This window comes from Ahniella affigens, assembly GCF_003015185.1.
GTDB lineage: Bacteria > Pseudomonadota > Gammaproteobacteria > Xanthomonadales > Ahniellaceae > Ahniella > Ahniella affigens.
In genome coordinates this window covers 3667169-3683214 of record NZ_CP027860.1, presented here as the reverse complement: position 1 = coordinate 3683214, position 16046 = coordinate 3667169, and the positions used below count along the sequence as shown (strand labels likewise).

General features: G+C 61.7%; 12 protein-coding genes. 3 read left to right on the top strand and 9 right to left on the bottom strand.

Annotated features, from left to right (window positions below):
• Positions 1–90 precede the first annotated feature (90 nt).
• Entirely contained in the window at positions 91–846 is a 756-nt protein-coding gene (locus tag C7S18_RS14230) for a sulfite exporter TauE/SafE family protein (RefSeq protein WP_106892197.1), read from the bottom strand.
• 380 nt (positions 847–1226) lie between these two features.
• On the opposite strand from C7S18_RS14230, the gene C7S18_RS14225 reads away from it, so the two are divergent.
• Together C7S18_RS14225 and C7S18_RS14220 are read left to right on the top strand one after the other, a co-directional pair.
• Positions 1227–5783, top strand: coding sequence for a proprotein convertase P-domain-containing protein (locus C7S18_RS14225; protein ID WP_170113274.1), 4557 nt, complete (start codon positions 1227–1229; stop codon positions 5781–5783).
• A 220-nt stretch (positions 5784–6003) separates the two neighbouring features.
• Positions 6004–6408, top strand: coding sequence for a bacteriohemerythrin (locus tag C7S18_RS14220; protein WP_170113273.1), 405 nt, complete (start codon positions 6004–6006; stop codon positions 6406–6408).
• Between the two features lie 56 nt (positions 6409–6464).
• Here the strand turns inward: C7S18_RS14220 and kduD are convergent, their stop codons facing one another.
• The 7 genes from kduD to C7S18_RS14185 all read right to left on the bottom strand — a co-directional run bounded on the left by kduD (position 6465) and on the right by C7S18_RS14185 (position 13194).
• A complete protein-coding gene (gene kduD / locus C7S18_RS14215; protein WP_106892194.1) occupies positions 6465–7220 on the bottom strand; it encodes a 2-dehydro-3-deoxy-D-gluconate 5-dehydrogenase KduD in 756 nt (251 codons plus the stop codon).
• A gap of 7 nt (positions 7221–7227) precedes the next feature.
• Positions 7228–8073, bottom strand: a complete 846-nt coding sequence (gene kduI / locus C7S18_RS14210) for a 5-dehydro-4-deoxy-D-glucuronate isomerase (RefSeq protein ID WP_106892193.1) — start codon at positions 8071–8073, stop codon at positions 7228–7230.
• A 349-nt stretch (positions 8074–8422) separates the two neighbouring features.
• Complete coding sequence (locus C7S18_RS14205; protein ID WP_106892192.1) at positions 8423–9526, bottom strand: LacI family DNA-binding transcriptional regulator; 1104 nt, start codon at positions 9524–9526, stop codon at positions 8423–8425.
• Between the two features lie 59 nt (positions 9527–9585).
• Positions 9586–10872, bottom strand: coding sequence for a TRAP transporter large permease (locus C7S18_RS14200; RefSeq protein ID WP_106892191.1), 1287 nt, complete (start codon positions 10870–10872; stop codon positions 9586–9588).
• Positions 10869–11357, bottom strand: coding sequence for a TRAP transporter small permease (locus C7S18_RS14195; RefSeq protein ID WP_106892190.1), 489 nt, complete (start codon positions 11355–11357; stop codon positions 10869–10871). The genes C7S18_RS14200 and C7S18_RS14195 overlap by 4 nt, the downstream gene beginning before the upstream one ends.
• Positions 11357–12352, bottom strand: a complete 996-nt coding sequence (locus C7S18_RS14190) for a TRAP transporter substrate-binding protein (protein ID WP_106892189.1) — start codon at positions 12350–12352, stop codon at positions 11357–11359. Before C7S18_RS14190 ends, C7S18_RS14195 begins: the two co-directional genes overlap by 1 nt.
• On the bottom strand, positions 12349–13194 hold the full coding sequence (locus C7S18_RS14185; RefSeq protein ID WP_240623901.1) for a 2-keto-4-pentenoate hydratase: 846 nt from the start codon (positions 13192–13194) through the stop codon (positions 12349–12351). The genes C7S18_RS14190 and C7S18_RS14185 overlap by 4 nt, the downstream gene beginning before the upstream one ends.
• Positions 13195–13332: 138 nt before the next feature.
• On the opposite strand from C7S18_RS14185, the gene C7S18_RS14180 reads away from it, so the two are divergent.
• Positions 13333–14730, top strand: a complete 1398-nt coding sequence (locus C7S18_RS14180) for a pectate lyase family protein (RefSeq protein ID WP_106892187.1) — start codon at positions 13333–13335, stop codon at positions 14728–14730.
• A gap of 245 nt (positions 14731–14975) precedes the next feature.
• On the opposite strand, the gene C7S18_RS14175 is transcribed toward C7S18_RS14180, so the two are convergent.
• A complete protein-coding gene (locus C7S18_RS14175; protein ID WP_170113272.1) occupies positions 14976–15971 on the bottom strand; it encodes a pectinesterase family protein in 996 nt (331 codons plus the stop codon).
• Positions 15972–16046 lie beyond the last annotated feature (75 nt).

Genomic DNA, 16046 nt, shown 5'->3' with positions numbered 1-16046 from the left:
AGGTTGCGGTAGGTCGCTAGGCTAGCCCGAACATTTCGTGGGCTGCAAGCGCGATTCGCAGCGGCTGGATGTCGGCTTGGTCGGATCGACTCAACTTGCGAGCTTGGTCAGGTGCTGCCAAAGGCCATAGCCGCTCAAGCCGATCACGAGCACGGCGACCAGGACGGTCATCAATTTGATTGGCAAGTGTTTTGCCAGCCAGGCTGCGAACGGCGCGGTCAGGAAGCCGCCCGCAACAATGGCCAGCACGTTGAGCCACGGGACCGAGCCAAAGTTTGCCGAGAACGCAAGCGTGGTCACCAGCGCGACCAAGAACTCGGCCGCGTTGGCCGTGCCGATCGCAAACCGTGGCGACTGGCCCTGGCCCATCAAGCCGGCGGTCGTGATGGATCCCCAGCCGCCGCCGCCAATCGCGTTCAGCGTGCCGGCAGCGAGACCTGTGCCAGCAATGCCCAGGGCATGGGGGAGTTTGGGAACGACCGGTCGAAACGCCCGATAGAGAATCAGAAAACCGAGCAGAACCAGATAGGCATTGACAAAAGGGAGCACGGCTTTGCCGTCGATCTGGCTCAGAATCAGCGCGCCGACCAAGCCACCGAGCATCCCGGCGATCACCAAGTGCCGGAACGTCCGCCGATCGACATTCTCGAACCAGGCGTGACTGGCTGCTGACGCCGCGCCGGTAGCAATCTTGGCCGCGTTCACGGCTGTGCTTGAGGCGATCGGCGGGACGCCGAGCGACAGCAGCACGGCACTGACGATCGGGCCAAAGCCCATACCGATAGCGCCATCAATGAGTTGGCCCAGGGCACCAATACCCAGCCAGAGCAGAAATTCCGAATCCATGACGGCATTCTACCGATCTCGGCCCGCCTGCTCCCGGCAGATTGGTTTGGTTGATATGCCTGGCCGTACCGAAGTCAGTCACTGCCGGACCGATCCGGGCGATGAAAGCGCGTTCAAACCTCCATGTTATCGACCTGACGAGTTGGAATGTGACCGCAGCAACCAGTTAACCGAGCGACTGCATTTTCCGCGCATCCACCCCCGGTTGGAGCCTTTGGCAGTTGGGTTCTGACAACAGCACGGGGCGTGTGGTCGAGGTTGGTTCGCGGCGGCCGGGACTCAATGCGAAATCCTTCACAATGTGCTTGAACAAGGGGATTTCACAACGATACGATGCGAATCGGGAATTGCCATTGTGGCAAGTTGACGCGGGGAAGGTTATGACGAGTGGAACAGGCGGGCTGCCGCAGCGCAGCCTGGAGAACGGTCGTGCATGGATGCGCCGGGTAGTGATCTGGGCGGGCGTGCTGTGCTGCGGCACGGTTTCGGCCGCGGTCGAGATCAATCAGGTTCTGGACGATGGCGCACAGAAGGGTCAGGTGCCTGAACGCGCTGCGGCGCCTTTCACGCTACCCGCCGGCCTCAAGTACGCGCAGCCGATCTTCCCCGCTGGACAAGGCTATGCCAGCGAAGTGGAGCCGAATGGCACTTCGGCCACGGCGAGCCCGCTCGCCAGCACAGATCTGGTCGTCAAGGGCGATCTGTATCCGAACGGCGATATTGACTTCTACAGCTTCACCGCCAATGCGGGTGACCGCGTCTACGCGGCAACGATGACGTCGGCGTCAGCCGGAAGCAGTACCGACAGCCAGCTCAGATTGTTCGCGTCGGACGGCACCACACTCATTGAATTCGACGATGACAACGGCTCGTTTGCGGGCCTCTCGTCATCCATTGCCGGTGCGACCATTCCGACCACGGGCACTTATTTCTTGCGGGTCAACGATTTTACCGCTGGCACCACGTCCGAGCGCCCGTACGAGTTGCACCTCCGCGTGCAATCCGGTGCGCCGACGCCGGAAGTCGAGGCGAATGACACGCCGGCTACGGCCAATGTCCTGCCCGCCAATGGCTGGGTTAGTGGTACCCGCAACCCGGCAGCCGCGACCGAGCAAGACTGGTTCAGTTTTCCCCTAAACGCCGGTGATACGGTCTTTCTGAGTCTGGATGTGGATCCAGAACGCGATGGCGTGAGCTGGAACGGCCGCCTGGGCTTTGCGCTCTTCGGCGATGCCGGCAACCAGATTCTCGTGGTCGACGACGCGGGAACGGGCGATGTTTCGCCCGTTCCGAATCTGCCGTCGGAAGCCTTCTTCATGACAGTCAAGACGGCCGGTACTTACTTCGCATTTGTGGATTCCGCGTCGGCCGCCGTTGGTGGCGCCACCTCGACCTACCATTTGAGCGTCAGTGTGCGCCCGGCGACCCAGGAAGGCGTCAACTGCACCACCTACATGTCGACGGATGTGCCGAAGACGATTGGCCCGGGTACGGGACTCGTGTCGTCTACGCTGACGATCCCGGGCAACCCGCGGATTGCCGATCTGGACGTCGATCTGGTGCTGAATCATGCGCTGATGCAAGACATCGACGCGCACTTGCGCTCGCCTGCAGGCAGCGACAACGGCCTGTTTACCGACATTGGCGCCGCCGCGACCGGTGGCCAGACCCAGATGGATGTGGTGTTCGATGATGAGGCCGGAATTCCACCGGCGTTCACCTCATTTCGCGGTACGCAATTGAAGCCGGAGAACAATTCAACGGCCGGCACGGCCAGCACCTCGGGTGCGTATCGGTTGTCGCATTTCGATGGCCAGAATGCCGGTGGCACGTGGACTCTGGACCTGCGCGACGACACCGCTGGCGCCAACGGCGGCACGCTCACATCGTGGGGCTTGCGTGTGTGCGAGCCGGTCCCCGCACCAACGTGCGCGCCTGGCTTCACGACCCAGACGGTTTACACCACCGATTTTGAGTCGGGATCCGCCGGCTTCACGCATTCAGGCGCGCAGGACGAATGGGAGCTCGGTCTGCCCGCAACCGTGGCAACGACCACGGCGAATCCGATCGCGCCGTTCTCAACGTGCAATAGCGGCGTGAACTGCTGGAAAACCGATCTCGATAACACGTACAACGCCAGCAGCAATCAGGACTTGCTCTCGCCGAATGTCAATTTGGCTGGCTTGAGCCCGCCCGTGGTCGTGACGTGGGCGCAAAGTCATCAGGTCGAGACGGCGAACTTCGATCACTTCTTTGTCGACTTCCAGCAAGTTGGTGGCGCCACGCCGGTGCGCCTCTTCGATTGGAAGGACCCGACCTATATCAGTGCGTCATCCGGAACCGGCAACCCACAGGTCAACATTGGCAGCGCGGCGGGCTGGGGCGTGTTCTCGCGGCGGGCCGACAGTCTTGCGGGTCTGAATACAGAATTGCGGTTTCATGTGGACAGCGATACCTCGGTGCAATTCGCTGGCTTGGCGGTTGACGATGTGACCATCACCGCCTGCCGAGCGTTGTCGGCGGATCTGTCGATCACGAAGACTGACGGCGTTGCCAGTGCGGTTCCTGGAGGGTCGGTCACCTATACGATCACGGCTTCGAATGCGGGGCCCGACCCCGTCACTGGGGCGACCGTGGCGGACACGTTCCCAGCCATCCTTACCTGCAACTGGACCTGCGTGGGTGCCGGTGGTGGCACCTGCACAGCGTCTGGCTCCGGCAATATCAACGACACGGCGGTGAATCTGCCGGCTGGCGGCAGCGTGACTTACACCGCGAGCTGTGCAATCAGCGCCAGCGCGACGGGTACGCTCAGCAATACGGCGACGGTGAGCAGCGGGATTACAGACCCGAATCCACCCAACAACAGCGCAACGGATACCGACACCCTGACCCCGCAAGCCGATCTGTCAATCACCAAGACCGATGGTGTGACCAGCGTCGTGGCAGGGGGCTCGGCGACCTACACGATCACGGCCAGCAATCCGGGCCCGAGCAATGCGCCGGGCGCGACGGTCGCTGATACCTTCCCGGCCTCGTTGACCTGCACCTGGACCTGCGTTGGCGCCGGTGGCGGCACCTGCACGGCGTCCGGCAGTGGCAATCTCAACGATTCGGCCAATCTGCCGGCGGGCGGCAGCGTGACGTATACGGCCTCATGCGCGATCAGTGCGGCGGCGACTGGAACGTTGAGCAATACGGCGACGGTGGCGGCGCCGGCAGGTGTCACGGATCCGAACGCGGGCAATAACTCGGCGACTGACAGCGACACGATTGCGGTCGAGGCGGACCTGTCGATCACGAAAACCGATGGCGTGACATCCGTGACGCCTGGCGGTTCGACGACTTACACCATCACGGCCAGCAACGCCGGCCCAAGCAATGCGCTGGGCAGCACGGTCGCGGATACGTTCCCGGCATCGCTGACGTGTTCATGGACGTGCGTTGGCGCGGGCGGTGGCACGTGTACCGCCGCGAGCTCCGGGAACATCAACGACTTGGTGAATTTGCCTGCTGGCGGCAGTGTCACGTATACCGCATCGTGCACGGTCAGCGCCTTGGCCTCAGGGTCACTGACCAACACGGCAACCGTTGCCGCTGCGGGCGGTGTGACCGACCCGACGCCCGGCAACAACAGTGCGACGGATACCGACACGATTGCATTGAACGCCGATTTGGCGATCACCAAGACCGACGGCGTGACGACTGCAACACCGGGCGGCTCGGTGACCTATACGATCACGGCCAGCAATGCCGGTCCGAGCGCTGCGTCAGGGAGCACGGTTGCCGACACGTTCCCGGCGGCGCTGACCTGCACCTGGACCTGCGTTGGTGCAGGTGGCGGCACCTGTACGGCTTCAGGCTCTGGCAACATCAACGATACGGTGAATCTGCCCATTGCCGGCAGCGTGACGTACACCGCCAGTTGCACGATCAGTGCAGCGGCGACTGGTTCGCTGGTCAACACTGCGACGGTGACTGCGCCAGCGGGGGTCTCAGATCCAACGCCGGCGAACAATTCCGCCACGGATACCGACACCCTCGCGGTTAGCGCCGATCTGGCGATCACGAAGACCGATGGCCAGACCACCGTGGCCCCTGGCGCGACCCTGACCTACACCATCGTCGGCACCAACAGTGGCCCGAGTGCAGCCGGCGCGACCGTCGCCGATGCTGCTCCAGCCGAGTGCGCGAGCTTCAACTGGACCTGTGCGGCAACCGGCAGTGCGACCTGCACGGCGAGCGGCAGTGGCACCATTGGTGACACGGTGTCGTTGCCAGTCGGCGATACCGTGACCTACACGGCGACCTGCGTGTTGAGTGGTGCCGTGGTCAACGCGACAGTGTCCAACACGGCCACGATCAGCGTCACGGGTGGTGGCAGTGATCCGAATCCGGCCAACAACTCGGCAACCGATCAGACTCAGGTCAGCGGTACGCCGGATGTGACGGGCACGAAGTCGGTGACCGGCACGTTTGTCCCGGGTGGCGCGATTACGTACACGATCGTGTTGACCAACGCTGGCAATGGCGCGCAAGCGAACAATGCTGGGTTCGAGTTCGTGGATGTGTTGCCTGCTGGCATCACCGGCGGCACGCCCACTGCCAGCCTCGGCACCGTCACCAATGTCGCGAACACGATCAATTGGGACGGCACGCTGGCGGGTGGCGCTTCGGTGACCATCACCATTCCGGCGACGATCAACAGCAATGCGAGCGGCACCATCCTGAATCAAGGCACGATCAATACCGATCTGGATGGCAACGGCAGCAACGAAACGGTGCGTGTCACCGATGACCCGAATCTGGTTGGACCGAATCAGGCTACGGGAATCAACATCGCAGCCACCGTCCCGGCGCTGGACCGAGTTGGCCTCATCCTGCTGGTGCTGACGCTGCTGGGCTTTGCCTGGCAGCGTGGTCGGAATCTCTCGTAAGCCACTGAACCCGCGCGTCTGGCGATTCCGCCAGGCGCGTTCGGGATAGCGCAGCAAGGAAAATGCCCGCCTGTTGCGGGCGTTTTCTTTGGTGGCATCGCTCGCGGCGGACGGGCGGCCCGATGCCGAGACGGTTGGGGTGCGCAACGCTTGACTACGATCAACTCTGACACGGCGGCGTTGCCCGAGAATGCTGAGATCAGCGTGCGAGGTCGATGCTATGAGTGACTTGGTTTGGACTCAGGATTTGTCTGTCGGGATTGAAGCCATCGATCGTCAGCATCGCATGTTGATTGATGCCATCAACGATTTGCAGGCATCCGCCGGTGGCACCAATCGGCTCCTGACGAGCACGGTTCTGAAGAAGCTCGTCGCCTATGTCACGCTGCACTTCACGTTTGAAGAGGCCTTGATGCAGTGCCACAGCTACGATGGTCTGTCTGAGCATCGTCATGATCACGGCCACTTCCGCAATCAGATCGCTGGCTTTCAACGCCGCTACGAAGGCGGTGATAGCAGCGTGGTCAACGAACTCGCCGCGTTCCTCAAAGCGTGGCTGCGTGATCACATCATGGTTGAGGACAAACGCTACGGCATTGACCTGCGTGCGAAGGGCGTGTGTTGACAGGGGGATCACCGCGCAACCGGGTCCGTAAGGCCCAAAGTCGGTTCAGGCTTGCGTTAGCGCGCCAACCACCCGCCGTCCACGGGCAGCACCACGCCATGCACATAATCGGATGCAGGCGATGCCAAGAACACCGCCGCGCCCGCCAAGTCAGCAGGAATGCCCCACCGCCCCGCAGGAATTCGCGCCAGGATATCGCGGTTGCGCTGCGCATCGTTGCGCAATGCTTCGGTGTTGTCGGTCGCCATGTAGCCGGGGGCAATCGCGTTCACGTTGATGCCTTTGCTGGCCCATTCGTTCGCCAGCAGGCGCGTGATGCCGGCCAATCCCGATTTGCTCGCCGTGTACGACGGCACGCGAATGCCGCCCTGAAAGCTCAGCATGGATGCCACATTGATGATCTTGCCGCGACCAACCTGGACAAAATGACGACCAGCCGCCTGAGCCAGAAAGAACGCCGATTTCAGGTTTAGGTCGATCACCGCATCCCAATCGTCTTCGGTGAACTCCAATGCATCGGCGCGTCGGATGGTGCCGGCGTTATTGACCAGAATGTCGAGTCGGCCATACTGATTCAACGTATCGGCAATCAAGCCGGGGATCGGCTTGGTGCTCGTAAGATTCGCCTTCAGCGCCAGGCAACGGCGGCCGAGGGCTTCGACTTTGGCGACGGTGTCGCTCGCATCGGTGCTGCAGGTTGCCACAATATCGGCACCCGCTTCAGCGAGCGCTAGCGCAATGCCCTGGCCCAGGCCTTTGTTGGCGCCAGTCACCAGAGCGACCTGTCCGGTCAGAGCAAAGGAAATCGTCATGAGACGGTCACTTCAGCTGGCAGAGATCGAGTTGGCACATGTCGGTGTAGTCGAGATTCTCGCCACCCATCGCCCAGATGAAACTGTAGTTCTGCGTGCCGGAGCCCATATGGATCGACCACGGCGGTGACACCACCGCTTGCTCGTTTGCGACCACGATATGGCGCATGTCAGCCGGGTCGCCCATGAAATGCATGACGCGCTGATCGGCTAGGTCGAAATAGAAATACACCTCGGAACGTCGGTCATGCAGATGCGGCGGCATGGTGTTCCAGACGCTGCCGGTATTTAGGATGGTCAGTCCCAACAGCAATTGGCAGGACTGGCACGTTGCGGGCACGATGTACTGGTAAATGGTGCGTTCGTTGGACGTTTGCAAGCCACCGCGCTGTAACGGCACTGCTTGTTCAATCGAAATGTGTTTCAGCGCATAACGGGCATGGGCTGGTGTCGAGACGAGATAGAAGCGCGCCGGATTGTCCGCGCTTTCCGACTCAAATTGCACCTCCTGGCTGCCCATGGGCACATAAAGCCCATCTTTGGGTGCCAGACGAACGCGCTCGCCATCCACGGTCACAAAGCCAACGCCCTGGCTAATGTTGACGATGCCGAGTTCCCGACGCTCGAGAAACGCCTTGCCCTTGGCGGAATTGGGCTCGGTTTGCACGGGCAACGCGACCGCAGCAGTGGTTGGGGCAGCGCCACCGACCACGAAGCGCTCGTAATGCAGATAGTCGAGGCGAACCTCGCCCGGCGCAAACAAGTCCGGCAACAAATATCGGTCCCGCAATTGATCGTTACTGGCTCCGGCCATCATGTCCGGGTGGGTGGCATGCACAACGCGCTGAAACATGATTGACTCCAAAATGACTACCGGTGTCATTTTGCCCGGATCGCAGCGTTTGAGCAAGCAAAGACGGTTGGTCCCGCCGCAATGGCAGCCCAGCCCCCAATCCCGTAGGGGCAGACCTCTGTGTCTGCCAAGCCCAAGAACTCGAGGAGGCGCCCCGCGTTTCTGCACAGCCACGATCAATCGCTCTAAGGAGGGTCTGAATAAGTCCATCCTGGACTTTCAGACCCGCACTGAGTCCGGCACATGTCCGGACTCAGTGCTCCAGAATCAAGCACTTGCGTGCTTGATTCTGGGCGGGCCATCCACGGCCCGCATCGCCTCTGAACTTGTTCAGAGGCTCCCTAACCAGTCATTCCCTTGGGGGCTGGCTTGAGTCGCGGATTACGAGATGGGGACTGACCGTGATGGCCGCGTTGCCTTCCGGATTCGACTGGCGATCCTTGGTTAACACCAAGCTCGCCGCTTGCCGGCCAATTTCGCGAACGGGGAGGTGAATGGTCGTCAAGGGCGGCCAGAGTTGGCTCGCCAACGGACTGTCGTCGTAGCCGATCACCGTCAGATCGCCAGGGATCGACAGACCCATCCGTTGCGCCGCCTTGTAGACGCCGGCCGCCATCTCGTCGTTACACGCAAAGATGGCGGTCGGGCGGGGCTCCCGGCGCAGCAGCGCTTCGGCGCCCGCGACGCCAGACTCGAAGGTATAGCCGCCTTCGTAAACTGCTTCGTCGGTCAGTGCGATGCCGCGCCGGGCCAGACCGTCGCGGAAGCCGCCGCCGCGCTCGATAGACGAGCGATATCGCTTCGGGCCCGTGATCAAACCCACGTACCGATGCCCGAGTGATTCCAGATATTCAGCCACTTCGCTGCCGGCACGCCGATCATGGGTCATGACCATACGGCTCGCATCGTCCAGGGCCACCGATGCAATACGCACATAGCGCACGCCCAGGTCCTGCAGCATTTCGGCAAGCGCCTGGTCTTCAGAGACACGCGGGATCAAGATGACCGCATAGAGCTTCTGACGTTGCACAAAATGGCGGATCCCATCGATGTAGTCGGCACGCTTGCTGTCACAAGGATGCACGACCAGTTCAAAGCCCGAATCGCGGAGTGCATCGAGCACGCCGTATTGCATGTTGACGATGTACTGCGCGGTCGGATTGTCAAACACCAGACCAATCAGAAACGAGTGCCGGAACGCCAGCCCACGCGCCTGGGGATCGGGCGTGTAGTTGAGTTCCGTCATCAGCGCTTTGATCTTGTCCCGAGTCTCGGGATGCACCAGTTCCGAGCCGTTGATAACACGCGACACCGTCTTTTTCGAAACGCCGGTCAACCGCGCAATATCGCTGATTGTGGTCGCGCCGCTACCGAAGGACCTGGCTGCGATAGGCTCCGCGCGCGCGTCGGGTGGCGTCGGGTCGATTGTGGCCATTCGAGTTCGTCGACTCATGCGCGGGCGTCTGGGCGGGATCGGCATAGTCTAGCAGTCGGGCCAGTTGGACTGATGCATCAGGACCGCAACGCGGCCGGTAACCACAGCGACAACGCTGGAAACAGCGTCACCAACAGCAGCACCGCGCCCGCAGCGAGATAGAACGGCCAGATACTGCGCAGCGCCTGGCTGATCTCGATCCGGCCAATGGCAGCGCCCACGAACAGCACGGAGCCCACCGGCGGCGTGATCAAGCCGATGCCGCCAGCGAGAATCAAGACCACGCCAAAGTGGACCGGGCTGATCCCAAATGCCTTGGCAACCGGCAGAAAAATGGGCGTGCAGATCAGGATCAACGGTGCGAGATCCATGAACGTCCCAAGCACCAGCAAGGTCACGATGATGGTGAGCAGCACGGTGATCGGTGTATCGGCAATCGCCTGTAAGGCAGACACTGCGAGCGCCGGAACCTGCAGGTAAGCGAGCAGCCAGCCAAACAGCCCGGCCGCGGCGATGACAAACAGGATATTGCCCGTCGTCTTTGCGGCATGCAAACACGCATCGATCAGTGCCGGGCCGCGCAGGCTCCGGTAGACGAGCACGGTGACAATCAAGGCATAGCAGACCGCCACCGCAGCGCTTTCAACCGCCGTGAAAATGCCGGCCCGAATGCCGACAAAAATCAAGATCACCAGCAACAAGCCGGGCAGCGCCGCGACCAACCGGGTAAACACCACCGCAAAACCCGGAAAGGCTTCCACGGCATAGCCGCGGCGGCGCGCGAGCCACCAGCCGGTCAGCATCATCGCGGCCGTCATCATCAGCGCCGGCACGATGCCTGCGGCAAACAGATCAGCGATCGACAACCCGCCTCCGGCTGCCGCCGAATACAGAATCAGATTGTGCGAAGGGGGCACCAACAGGGCCACCAGCGCAGCGCTGACGCTGACGTTGACGGCGAAATCGCGATCGAATCCGCGTTTGACCATTTGCGGAATCATCGCGCCACCGACCGCCGACACGTCGGCAATGGCCGATCCCGACACGCCGCCAAAGAACAGATTCGAGAGCACATTGACTTGTCCGAGCCCGCCACGCAGATGGCCGACCAGACTGCCCGCCAGACCAATCAGCCGCTCCGAGATGCCACCGCGCAGCATCAGCTCACCGGTAAAGATAAACAGCGGAATCGCAATCAACGTGATGCTGCCCGCACCGGCCCCCAACTGCTGACTGACCAGGATCAACGGCAGATCGAGATGCCAGATCGTCAATGCCGACGCAACCGCCAATGCATAGGCAACGGGCACGCCCAGCATCAGGAGCAGCGCAAAACTGCCAAACAGAATCAGCACATCACTCATGACGCGGCACCTTGCCCGGACCAAATCTGCGGCAGCGCAAACAACGCCATCAGTGCGCCGCCCAATGCCAAGGGCACGAACGCGGCGCTCTGGGGCAGCATGGTGCCGGCCATTCGAATATCGAAACCTTCAACGGCAAGGGTGCCGGCGCCGATGGTCATGGCAACCCCAATCACAAGCACGCAGGCGGCGCTCAGCCGATGGCATGCGCGCTGCCAGAACATCGGCAGCAGTGCGACCAACAGCGGGAACCGAAAGTGCCCATGCTGATGGACTGAAGCGGCTGCACCGAACGCCAGCGTTGTGGCCAATAGAATGAGGGTAAGTGGCTCGGTCCACGGCGGGGCATGGTGCAGTACATAGCGCGCGAACACTTGCCAGGTTTGGGTGATGGCCATGCCAGCGAGCGCCAGCGCGGCTGCGCCATTGGATAGTCTTGCGAGTTGATCGAGCTTCTGCAGGCCTCGGTTCGCGTCGGTGTTCATCAGTCTGCCTCGGAGCCGATCGTTGCAATCATGTCTGCCAAATCCGGGTGTTGCCGATACTCAGCCAGTACCGGTGCCGAAGCCGCCACAAAGGCCTCGCGGTCAACCGCCTGAATCTGGACCCCGGCCGATTCGATCGTCCGACGCGACTCGGCTTCGCCAGCGTCCCAGCGGTCGCGAAACACTTGCACAGAGCGCGCTGCAAGTTCGCGAATCAGGGCCTGGTCATCAGGCGACAGGGCGAGAAAGTTGCGACCTGACATCAAGAGCACGTCGGGCGCGAACGAGTGCTCAGTCTCCGACCAATAGCGCGCGATTTCGAATTGGCGGCTGCTCTGGAAGCTGCGCACGTTGTTCTCGGCACCATCGATCAGGCGTGTCTCCAGCGCTGAAAACACATCGCCGTAAGGCAAGGGCGTCGGATTGGCGCCGAGCGCGCTCATCAGTTTCAAGAAGATGTCGGAGGGCGGAATTCGGAGCTTCAGGCCAGCCATATCGGCAGGCCGCACAATGGGGCCCTTGGTGCTGTACACCGAGCGCGCACCGCAGTCGAAGATCGCCAGGCCGACCAGGCCGCGGGCGTTGAATCCGTCCAGCACTTGCTTGCCAATCGGGCCATCGATGATCCGACGCAAATGCGCCTTGGACTGAAACAGATACGGCAGGCCGAGCGGAATCGTCAGCGGAAACGCGTTGTTGAGTGCGCCGGTATAGACGCGGGTGATATCGATTGCACCGTGGCGTGCCATATCGATCTGATCGAGCTCACGACCCAGCTGTCCGGAGTGATAGGCCTCGATGCTGAGGCGACCATCGGTTGCGCGCGCGAGCTCTTGACCAATCCAGCGCACCGCTTCAACGCTCGGATAGTCGGACACGTGAACATCGCTGGCGACGAGCCGCTTGCCCGTCTGAGACGCCTGCGCGCCAGGTCGTGCGGTGAGGCACGCCGCACCCGCAAGCCCGAGCAGAAACGTGCGTCGGGAAGGCGTCATGATGCCTCCGCCTCGGGCATCGGTGTTGCCGGAATGCCGCGCGCTGTCAGTTCGCCGATCCCGTCAAATACCAGGCGCGCCTGCTGATTCGGGAGAATGTCATGGATTCCGGTGGCAGCGCCCGTTGACACCAGCATGCCCGCCTTCAGGGGGCGGTGTCGCTTCGCGCCCCGATTGAGAGCAAATGCCAGTGCCGCCGCTGGACCGCCGGGCAGAAACCAGCCGCCGCCTTGCCCCACCAACGCGCCGTCGACATAGGTCGAACAGTTCAGCCGGAGGAGATCAAGGCTATGCCACGATGGGATGTCAGGGCCGACAAACACCCCGGCATTGTTACCGAAGTCAGACACTACGATGGCCGGGCCCAGGGCATTGATGGTCGCCAAGGGACTACCCGCCAGTTCGATCCCGATATGAAAGCTGCCCGCCAATTGCAGCGCTTCCTCGGGGGTGTAGTCGGAGCGTTGGGGGTCGGCGTCGGTGCCCAGCACGAAAATGTATTCGGCCTCGACCGCGGCAAAGCCATCTTGGATCACCGGGAGCTCGGCTGTTTGCCCGGGCTGCAGCCACAGACATTGGCGCTGGAACACCGGGCCCATCAAGCGATCCTCGCCCATGCGCGCAAGCCAGAGATCGGGAATGCGCCCGACCTTCCAACCACAGAGCTGGTCTGGCCATAAGCCAATCGCCTGATCTTGGCGCTGGTAGGCCGTTTCCAGATTCTCCGGCAGCGGCCCGGGATAGTGGGTCAATGCCAAAGCACCCCGGCGGGCGGCAACAAACCGACTCGCTACGCCAAGGCTCTCGGACACGGTTTCAGTTACGCGATACGACTCGGTCACGTCTAAGCTCCAGTCAGGCATCCAGGACGGCCGGGCGCAGACCTGGAAGCTGGTTTCCTGTATAAAGGAAACCGGTGTCATTTACAACGCGCACTGCACCACTGCCATGCTTTGCCACAGAACCAAAGGCCGCTGAACATGTCCGAGATGCCCTTGAACCCGATCTCCCAACGCCGTTCCCACCAGCATGTGTCGACGCCTGCTGCTGATCCCGTCCGCCGACTGGAGCGCTGGCTCGTTCTGATTGCTGCCGCGCTCGCGATTTGGGGGCTGATGCCCCGCGTGGAAGCCGCAGAACGGGCGTTTCCTGGCGCTGTTGGTTGGGCAGCCGAGACACCAGGCGGGCGCGGCGGGCAGGTACTGCGAGTGACCACGCTCGCGACCGATGGGCCTGGCAGTTTCAAGGAAGCGCTGAACACCAAAGGCCCCAGAATCATCGTGTTCGAAGTCGCTGGTGTCATTGACCTGCGCCTTGCTGAGTGGGCCATTACTGAGCCATTCTTGACCATCGCTGGACAAACAGCGCCGCCCCCAGGAATTACCTTGATCAAAGGCGGGCTGACCATTGCCACGCATGACGTGGTGATCCGGCATCTCCATATCCGGCCGGGCGAGGGCGGTCTGAAGAAGCACGCGGGCGTCGACTTTGATGCGATCACCACGGTCGCCGGTGCGAAAGATGTGATCATTGATCACAACTCACTGACCTGGGCGAGCGACGAAAACCTTTCCGCGTCCGGTGCCCGCTTCATTGGTGACGGGCCAGACGCATGGCGGGAATTTGTCAGTCATCGCATCACGTTCTCGCACAACCTGCTTGCAGAGGGACTGGCGCATTCGATTCATGCAAAAGGCGAGCACAGCAAGGGCAGCCTGATTCATGACAACGTCACCGACATTGTGATCATCGGCAATCTGTACGCGCACAACTATGAGCGGAGCCCGCTGTTCAAGGGCGGTACTCGTGGGCAGGTCATCAACAACTTGATCTATGACCCCGGACAGCGCGCGATTCACTACAACCTGATCGCGGAAGAATGGTATGGGCATGAATACTTGACGGGGCAGATCAGTGTCCGCGGCAATGTGCTGCGCGCCGGCCCGTCTACTGAGCCGCTCGCCCTGTTCATGTTTGGGGGCTCTGGGGATCTCGAACTATTTCTGGACGACAATCTGGCGTTTGATCGCATTGGTCGCGACCTGCCCCAGCTGGGGCGCTATAACGCCGGTCGCGCCAAGTTGATCGATCTGAAGGTCGCGCCGAAGTTGCCGCCTGGTGTTCGCGTGATGTCGGCGCGTGAGGTCGAGGATTGGGTGGTCGCCGAAGCCGGTGCGAGGCCTTGGGATCGCGATGACATTGACCGCCGAATTGTGGCCAACGTGATGGAAGGTCGTGGTCACATTATCGATGATGAGGCTGCTGTGGGCGGCTATCCCGTCATTGCCGAAGTCCGCGCACCGTTCGTGCCAGAGGACTGGGATCTCGGCACCATGGAGCCGAAGAAACCGCTGCCGCGTCGACCGCCGCCGAAGTGAGTCGCGCTCGGAGATCGCTCGCCGCAAGCTTGATTCGGGCCTGCAGGCCCTCTCATCAAACACGCAATGACCGAAAGGCCTACAGAGGGTAACGAGTCTTGCCGCCAGCAAGCGTAGGAACGAGGGTTTTTGTGGGAGCGGCTTCAGCCGCGAACCAATCTTGCGACGCGTCTATGCAGGCGACCAGGCAAAACGACAGGCTACAAATCGACAAGCTATTTGCGGGACAGGACACTAGCTGAGCGCTAAGTATCAGGCCAAAGCAAATCGATGTGCGAACGCAACTCGGCCTGCAACGGGCGCTGAGCCAACGCCGAAAACCGCGCCGGCCCACGAACACCGTCCAGCACGAAACGCGCTTCATTCGGCGTCAACCACGCCCGCGATCCATCGATTGCCTGGTAGCTCATCTCCGTAAACGCATCGGGATGAACGTGTCGGCCCATCCAACAATTCAAGAACGCTGCCATGCCGACTGCCTCCGGATCACCATAGCGACCATCGGTAAAGTCCCGAGTCGGACGCCAAGCCCGCGCGAGATGCACTGAGCCATCTTGAATCTTGCGATCAGCAGTCAGCCGACAATTCCGAAACACCAGCCCAAGCGGCGCAGATCGTGGGGTGCTTGGTGCGGTCACACAACCTTGTGCGGCACCAGCATCCGGGCGGTATCGCGAATGAATCTGGCAGCCGTTGAGTAGCGCGGTGCCGCCGCCAAAGACGAAATCCACACTGCCTTCGATTCGGCAACTATCGAAGCGATGACCGCCGCCTTCGACCCACAGCGTGTCCTGGTGACCGCAGAGCGTGACCGCTTGCAAGCGCGCATTGGCAGCCGCATCGGTCAGGCGCAGCGCGACGGCCTGGAGACCATTTGGACCGCGTGGATCGGCAGCGAGCTGTCTGCGGGCGCCCACGTAGTCGAAGTCGTTTGCGATCGTCAAATGCTGCGCGGCAAAGCCTGGCGCGGCGATGGTGACACTGGCAGAGGCCGCCGTGCCAAGCGCTTGTCCATTCGCATCCAACGAGCCAGCCGAGTCGCCAACTACGACCGAAGTTTGATCCTGACCTGCGCCGACCAACGTCACGTTCGGTCGCTCGATTAGGATCTTTTCCCGCCAGATTCCAGGCGCGAGGTAAATGAAATAGCGCTGGCCGCCGCGGGGAGCAGCGGCCAGCGCAGAGGCCAGGTCAACGAACAAAGGCCCAAAAGCCGCATCATCCGGTTTACGCGAGACCACGGCACCATAACGTGGCGCCCGCGCCAGTGGAGGGACGGATGCTGCGGATTGTCTGCAGGCAATGGCTAGACCGAG